Raw genomic sequence first — 6,543 nt, forward strand, 5'->3', positions numbered from 1 at the left:
GAGGGAATAACGACCATGATGTTTACGAAGCGCTTTTTTCGCCTTGACTGTTTGCCTGTTGTAGGTATAGCCATTGCGATTTGTTCGGCAGTGGCGCTATCTGGCTGTCAATCAATGACAAAGCAGCCAAGCGCACGCGCCAAACCCTCAGTGGTAACAGCGCCGCAACCGATTGCTGCAGGCAAAAGCACCCTAAAATGTACCGGTATTTATGCCTGTGAAATCAATCGTATTGGCACGTTGTCAGTTATTAATCAATCGACTCACACCCCGAGCGCTACACTTGGCAACCATAGCTCAATGACCAGCCCAGTGACCGTCACACCTTTGATGAGTAAGCCGCAGAGCAAGTCTACTATACCAAATTACTTGGTAAGTTTTCCCAGTGGTCAGCACATGGTTGCCACCCGTTTTTATTTGGATGAAGATTTGACGACAGTTGAAAGTTTCAGTTTTATCCATCGTTTTGAAAGCGGTAAACGCTATGAGCTCAAAGCCTACCGCCAAATTCAAAAGACCGATTATAGTTTGCTAGCGCAGTCTGCCCCAACGCCACTGTGTATTGATTTGTATGAAAATGCCAAACTTACCAATCAATGGTGTAAAAAACCTAATCAGCAAGGCGCTTTATCGAATGAATTTATAAAGATTGCTTTATAGATGCCCCTAAAAGCTTTTCTCACAAAAAGCTTTATCCAAGAAAGCGTCATTCAATAATGCCTGATTCGATTATTTTTTAGAAACTAACAAAATTTTAAAAGCTGCGTTGTCAGCAAAAAGTTGTGGATTAACGTGAAGGAAGTAACATGACAAAACAGATCGCCGTATTACAAGGTGATGGTATTGGTCCTGAAATCATTGGACAAGCTGTCAAAGTATTGGACAAATTAATCGAGCAAGGCTTAGACGCTCGCTATGAGTATGGGCTGTTAGGTGGCTCAGCGTATGATGCGCATGGCTCACCCTATCCAGAAGCTACCCAAACCCTGTGCCGCAAGGCTGATGCGGTATTGCTCGGTGCTGTCGGCGGCCCACAGTATGATAGCCTTGAACGCTCAGTGCGCCCAGAGCGTGGATTACTGGCGATTCGTAAAGACTTAAATCTATTTGCCAATCTTCGCCCAGCCATTCTTTATCCAGAGCTTGCCAATGCCTCAACTTTAAAACCTGAGGTGGTATCTGGGTTAGATATTTTGATTGTCCGTGAGCTCACCGGCGATATTTATTTTGGTGAACCACGCGGTATTCGCACGCTTGAAAACGGTGAGAAAGAAGGCTATAACACCATGAAATACAGCGAATCAGAAATTCGCCGTATTGCCAAAGTCGCTTTTGAAGCGGCACAAAAACGCGGTAAAAAACTCTGCTCAGTTGATAAAGCTAACGTACTTGAGACCACAGAGTTTTGGAAGCAGATTTTCACTGAAGTCGCTGCCGAATACCCAGATGTTGAATTGACTCACATGTATGTCGACAATGCAGCGATGCAGCTGGTCAAAGCCCCAAAACAGTTTGATGTGATTGCCACCGGCAATATTTTTGGCGATATTTTGTCAGATCAAGCCTCAATGCTGACTGGCTCTATTGGTATGCTACCATCCGCGAGCTTAAATGACACAGGTAAAGGGCTATATGAACCATCGCATGGTTCTGCCCCTGATATCGCCGGTCAAAATAAAGCCAATCCATTGGCAACCATTTTGTCATTGGCGATGCTGTTACGTTATAGCCTCAATGATGAAGCCCGTGCCACGCAAGTTGAGCAAGCAGTGCAAAAAGTATTACAGCAAGGGTTACGTACAGGCGATATCTTTGAACAAGGCACCACGCTGGTTTCTTGCTCAGATATGGGTGATGCAGTTATCGCTAACTTATAATCTTTGATTACCCTAATTTTTATCCTGCGTTAAAGGTAGTGTTAGCTAATCTAACCTGCCTTTTTTTACGGCATTTTTGCCAACATTTTTTTGAAAAATTTGTAAAATCCTGCTTATCTTGAAACCAGTTTTGCTATAGTATGCCATTATCGTTTCTCTAAAACCTCGATGACCTTCCATCCTCCCTTGCTAAATTTTTCTTAAATTTCAATGACTATGTCTTCTTATCATAAAATTTTACCTTGCTTTACAAGCATCGTGCTTGCTATCAGTTTATCTGCCTGTCAACAGTCACCCAATCAAGCTATGGATGTACCCACAGTTCCGACAGCAAGTACTACAGCTAGTACTGCAGCCAGTACAACCGCAAGTGTCGCTGCCTCTTCGCCTGCCCCAACGCTAAAAGCCAATGTCAGTCAACAGTTTATTGGCACAAGCTTGGTGCAGCAACGACTGAAACAAGCCTTGCCAGAGATTGCCTATACCACTGATAATTTACCGATGATTGCCCAGCAAGTAAACCAAGTGAGTTGGTCACCCAAAGGCGCTATTGAATTAAAAACCATGCCTGCCTCTGCGGTGGTGGCGTCACAAGCCGCATCAACCCCGCCTGCCTCAGCGACCCCATCTGTGACGGGTTTTCAATCAACTATTGACTATGCTGCGCTCAAACAATCGGCTAATGACAATCCGTCATCCGTGGCTAACAAAGACGCGTTACCATCAAAACAAGTGTCCATTAAACCTGATGAACTGCTGGTATTTAAGACCCAAGCCCTGCTTAACTGGCATGGGCATAGTGTGGGTGCACTGACAGGAATAATGAATAAAAATACCATCAAAGCGATGCAGATTTTTCAGCAAAAACACAATCTGCCCGTAACCACCACGATGAATGAAGCCACTTGGTCAGCGTTAACCAGCAACGAGACGTTAAATAAGCAGCCGATTTTTATCAATTATCAGCTAACGCGCGATGATTTGGTGATTACCAAAGTGCCCAGAGACATGCAATACAAATCAGCGCGTGAAGCGGTAGCTGAAAAATTTCATATGAGCCAAAAGCTGGTAAGTCGATTAAACCCCACCACGCCACTCAAAGCGGGTAATATTATCACCGTCTACAATCCTTATCAGCCCAATATGACGGAAGTGACTAAGGTTGTGAGCGATAAAAAGAAAAATATCTTGTACGCCTATGCTGCTAGTGGTGAGCTTGTTGCAAGCTACCCGACAACAGTCGGCTCTAATTACACCCCCTCACCCTCTGGCACCTTAAAAGTTAAAAATCGGGTATTAAACCCCACCTATAATACTGATTTTTCTTCCAAAGAAAAGTGGCTACCACCAGGACCCAACAACCCTGTGGGGCGTGCTTGGATTGGGTTATCAAAACGGAGTTATGGTATTCATGGCTCGCCTGAGCCTGAGTTAATCAGCGCGCAAAAATCACACGGTTGTGTGCGTTTGACCAATTGGGATGCGCTAAGTCTGTATGGCACGATAGCCGATGGCGCAGACGTGGTATTTGAATAAGTTTATATTGTATAGGCGTCAACTAAACACCCCAAAATCTGGGGTGTTTGGTTATTACGCTTCCTGTCGCCAAACTTGTTTTCGCAAATCCTGCTTGGTTTGTCGCCGCTGTTTTTTGCGGGCGATTTCGACATCGTCTTTTTCATGCAGTCCGCCTTTTTGCAAAAGCGGATTTAACGCCAAGTAATTACGGGGTTTAACAGCCAAATTGGATTGCGCGATTGACGGATTTTTCTCCAGTTGCTCGCCCAATTTAATTAATTGTTTTTGGTTTTTCATGGTTTATCCTTTAATACACATCACTTGTTTGAGCGTATGCACGACTTCGACCAGCGCCGACTGATTCGCCATTACCGCATCAATATCTTTATACGCCTCTGGAATTTCATCCATCACGCCCTTGTCTTTACGGCACTCCACGCCCGCCGTCTGGGCTCTTAGGTCATCAAGGTTAAAATGCCGCATCGCTTTGCCACGGCTCATGCGTCGCCCTGCCCCATGTGAACACGAACACAACGCCTCGCTATTGCCCTTGCCTTTGACGATATAGGATTTTGCCCCCATCGAGCCAGGTATAATACCAAGCTCGCCCTCGAAAGCAGAAATTGCCCCTTTACGGGTTACGTAGACATCCTCACCGTAGTGATGTTCTTGGCTGACATAATTGTGATGGCAATTAATCGCCTCTTTTGTCAGCGTAAAATGCGGCAGTTCACGCTGTAACACATTGATAATCAGCCGCATCATCTCGCGGCGATTCTCTAACGCATAATCCTGCCCCCACTGCACTGCCTCGAGGTAATCGTCGAAACTATGGGAACCTTGGGCAAAATACGCCAAATCACGGTCTGGCACATGCCCAAAACGGCTTTGCTGTTCCTTTTTGGCAAGGGTAATAAAATACTCACCAATACAGTTGCCAATGCCGCGACTGCCCGAATGCAGCATCACCCAGACATCCTCATTCTCATCGATACACAGCTCAATAAAATGATTACCACCGCCCAGTGTACCGAGCTGTTTTGCCCAAGTTCGCTCAAAGTTGCGCAGCATTTTGAGTAGCCCCTTGTGCTTATCGGTGATGCGCTTTAAGCGTTTGGCAAGTGGGTCAAGCGTAGTCATTTTCACCGTGATGGCTTGGTGCTGGTTAAAACCGACAGGGACTTTGGCTTCAATCGCTGTACGGATTTTAGCCAGATTATCGGGCAATTGGTGGGCTTTGAGCGACAGTCGCACCGCATTCATGCCGCAGCCGATATCCACACCCACCGCCGCAGGAATAATCGCATCTTTCGTCGGAATCACACTACCCACAGTCGCACCCTTGCCTACATGCACATCAGGCATCACTGCAATGTGGTGATGGACAAATTCAAGCTGGGCAAGATTACGTAACTGCTGGATGGCTTCTTGTTCAATATCTTTGGTAAATACTTTGACAGGTACGCCATGTTGCGCAGATTTATTTAATACTAATTGAATACTCATATATTTTTTCTTTTTTAATGCTAAATTCACTTACCCTTAACATTTTTAGCGTAGCAAATTTAGACCAATAAATGATAATTAAATTTTTTTGAAATAAGTTTGATAAGTAAATTTAAATAATAAAACGTCGTCCAATCGTTTAACACGACTGGCAAACAAGACTGACACACGTAAATGCGTTTGAAACACTAAATGCTCTGAAAAAGTTTGTTAGCTAAAGTTTGTTAACTATTGTAGGGTGCGCTTTAGCTATCCGACGATTTCTATGGCATGTAAAAATAGGGACATGGGGAAATAGGAAAATTTTAGACAACAAAAAACCCAAATTATTACCATCACAATAAACACAATCAAAAGCCAATATTCGCTTTATTCTCAGTCAGTTACTATTGATGGTGATGCTTTGGGTTTGGTAAATCAAAATCGGTAAATGGAGGGGCGTATGGCATATACGCTGTTAAAAAACCAAATTTTAATTAGTTAAAACAGGCGGTAGACACATCAACAGTGTTGTTTAGACGTTTTACGTTGTGAGTAAGTACGGACATCATGTGTCTCCTTTTTTCCTTTTGCTAGGGTGGCGGTTTTGGCGATGGTACTAACATCGGAATGCCAAAACAGAGCTGAAATAAAAGTTTGGGTACATTCACAGTTTGATATGTTATCAAAACTAATGAATAAGCGGCATACTATAAAATTTTATTTGTCGATATGCAAATTTTTTTATAAAAAAACCAGCGACAGGGGTCACTGGTTTTTTAAAAGGCTTAAGGTAAAAATTAAGCTGGGATACGAAGTACTTGACCTGGATAGATTTTATTTGGGTCAGATAATAATGGTTTGTTGGCTTCAAAGATTTTGTTGTATTGGTTGGTATCGCCATACACTTCTTTTGAAATTTTTGACAGCGTATCGCCTGATTTCACTGTGTACATACGAGATTCTGGCTCTTGCGTCGCAACCGTGATGTTGTCTTCCACTTGTGCTACATACTGTACATTACCTGCCGCTAGAATGGCTTTTTCGCGCTCTGCTTGGTTAGCAGCAGAACCATTAATGGTTACTTTGTCAGTATTACCGTCATAGTTGACTGATAGGTTGTCAATTTTGGCATTTTGTTGGATGCGCTGAATCAATAAGTTTGCAATCTCTTGTGCAGATGGCTCAGTAGAAGCGGCAGGCGCTGCGGTTGGTGCAACATTTGATGCAGGTGTCGATGCTGGCGCAGCGTCTTTGTTACGATGAAAGATTTTATCACCGATGTCTTTTGCAAAACTAAATAGTCCCATTTGTTTTTCCTTATGTTGTAATATTTTAATGCACGCTTTTTAATGTATAGTTTGTTGAAACGCCTAAATAATCGTTTCAACACCTCAAATGACTAGAACGACCTCACATCACTACAACGATAATCGTGTTAATTATGGCGTTATTCTAGTTACCCTCTAGATTAGCAAAAACTTAAATCGATGAGCATAAGTATTTAGTAAAGGAATGTTACTGATTGCAAGTAGTCTTTTCATTTATTACGTCATTTATTACGCCAATTTTCTATGCCATTTATTCCTTTAGGGTTAGGGGATAATTGAGAAAAACACAAAAGTGGCTAACATGACCAAATGGATGATGCCATGTAAAAAAG

General features: G+C 43.1%; 6 protein-coding genes. 3 read left to right on the plus strand and 3 right to left on the minus strand.

The annotated features are described in order from the left end of the window. The first annotated feature begins 15 nt into the window (after positions 1 to 15). From RTR63_RS01585 to RTR63_RS01595, 3 genes are all read left to right on the plus strand, one after another. Positions 16 to 660, plus strand: a complete 645-nt coding sequence (locus RTR63_RS01585) for a hypothetical protein (RefSeq protein WP_312522316.1) — start codon at positions 16 to 18, stop codon at positions 658 to 660. Between the two features lie 146 nt (positions 661 to 806). Then, positions 807 to 1,877 (plus strand): 3-isopropylmalate dehydrogenase, encoded by a 1,071-nt coding sequence (gene leuB, locus RTR63_RS01590; RefSeq protein WP_060994371.1) that lies wholly within the window; start codon positions 807 to 809, stop codon positions 1,875 to 1,877. Positions 1,878 to 2,093: 216 nt separating this feature from the next. Next, a complete protein-coding gene (locus RTR63_RS01595) occupies positions 2,094 to 3,413 on the plus strand; it encodes a L,D-transpeptidase family protein (RefSeq protein ID WP_312522318.1) in 1,320 nt (439 codons plus the stop codon). Between the two features lie 54 nt (positions 3,414 to 3,467). Here RTR63_RS01595 and RTR63_RS01600 read toward each other — a convergent pair whose 3' ends face one another. From RTR63_RS01600 to lysM, 3 genes are all read right to left on the minus strand, one after another. Continuing rightward, the gene (locus RTR63_RS01600; protein WP_050325040.1) at positions 3,468 to 3,692 is read right to left on the minus strand and encodes a hypothetical protein; all 225 of its coding nucleotides are present in this window, start codon (positions 3,690 to 3,692) and stop codon (positions 3,468 to 3,470) included. 3 nt (positions 3,693 to 3,695) lie between these two features. Then, positions 3,696 to 4,901 (minus strand): RtcB family protein, encoded by a 1,206-nt coding sequence (locus RTR63_RS01605; RefSeq protein ID WP_312522320.1) that lies wholly within the window; start codon positions 4,899 to 4,901, stop codon positions 3,696 to 3,698. Positions 4,902 to 5,680: 779 nt separating this feature from the next. After that, the gene (lysM, locus tag RTR63_RS01610; protein WP_007114907.1) at positions 5,681 to 6,190 is read right to left on the minus strand and encodes a peptidoglycan-binding protein LysM; all 510 of its coding nucleotides are present in this window, start codon (positions 6,188 to 6,190) and stop codon (positions 5,681 to 5,683) included. Positions 6,191 to 6,543 lie beyond the last annotated feature (353 nt).

The organism is Moraxella sp. CTOTU47724, from assembly GCF_032014955.1.
Taxonomy (GTDB): domain Bacteria; phylum Pseudomonadota; class Gammaproteobacteria; order Pseudomonadales; family Moraxellaceae; genus Faucicola; species Faucicola tetraodonis.

What these genes read in the sequence shown, in the direction of transcription:
- leuB (WP_060994371.1), top strand. Translation starts at nt 807, where the DNA reads ATGACAAAACAGATCGCCGTATTACAAGGTGATGGTATTGGTCCTGAA.
- RTR63_RS01605 (WP_312522320.1), bottom strand. Translation starts at nt 4,901, where the DNA reads ATGAGTATTCAATTAGTATTAAATAAATCTGCGCAACATGGCGTACCT.
- lysM (WP_007114907.1), bottom strand. Translation starts at nt 6,190, where the DNA reads ATGGGACTATTTAGTTTTGCAAAAGACATCGGTGATAAAATCTTTCAT.
- RTR63_RS01600 (WP_050325040.1), bottom strand. Translation starts at nt 3,692, where the DNA reads ATGAAAAACCAAAAACAATTAATTAAATTGGGCGAGCAACTGGAGAAA.
- RTR63_RS01595 (WP_312522318.1), top strand. Translation starts at nt 2,094, where the DNA reads ATGTCTTCTTATCATAAAATTTTACCTTGCTTTACAAGCATCGTGCTT.
- RTR63_RS01585 (WP_312522316.1), top strand. Translation starts at nt 16, where the DNA reads ATGATGTTTACGAAGCGCTTTTTTCGCCTTGACTGTTTGCCTGTTGTA.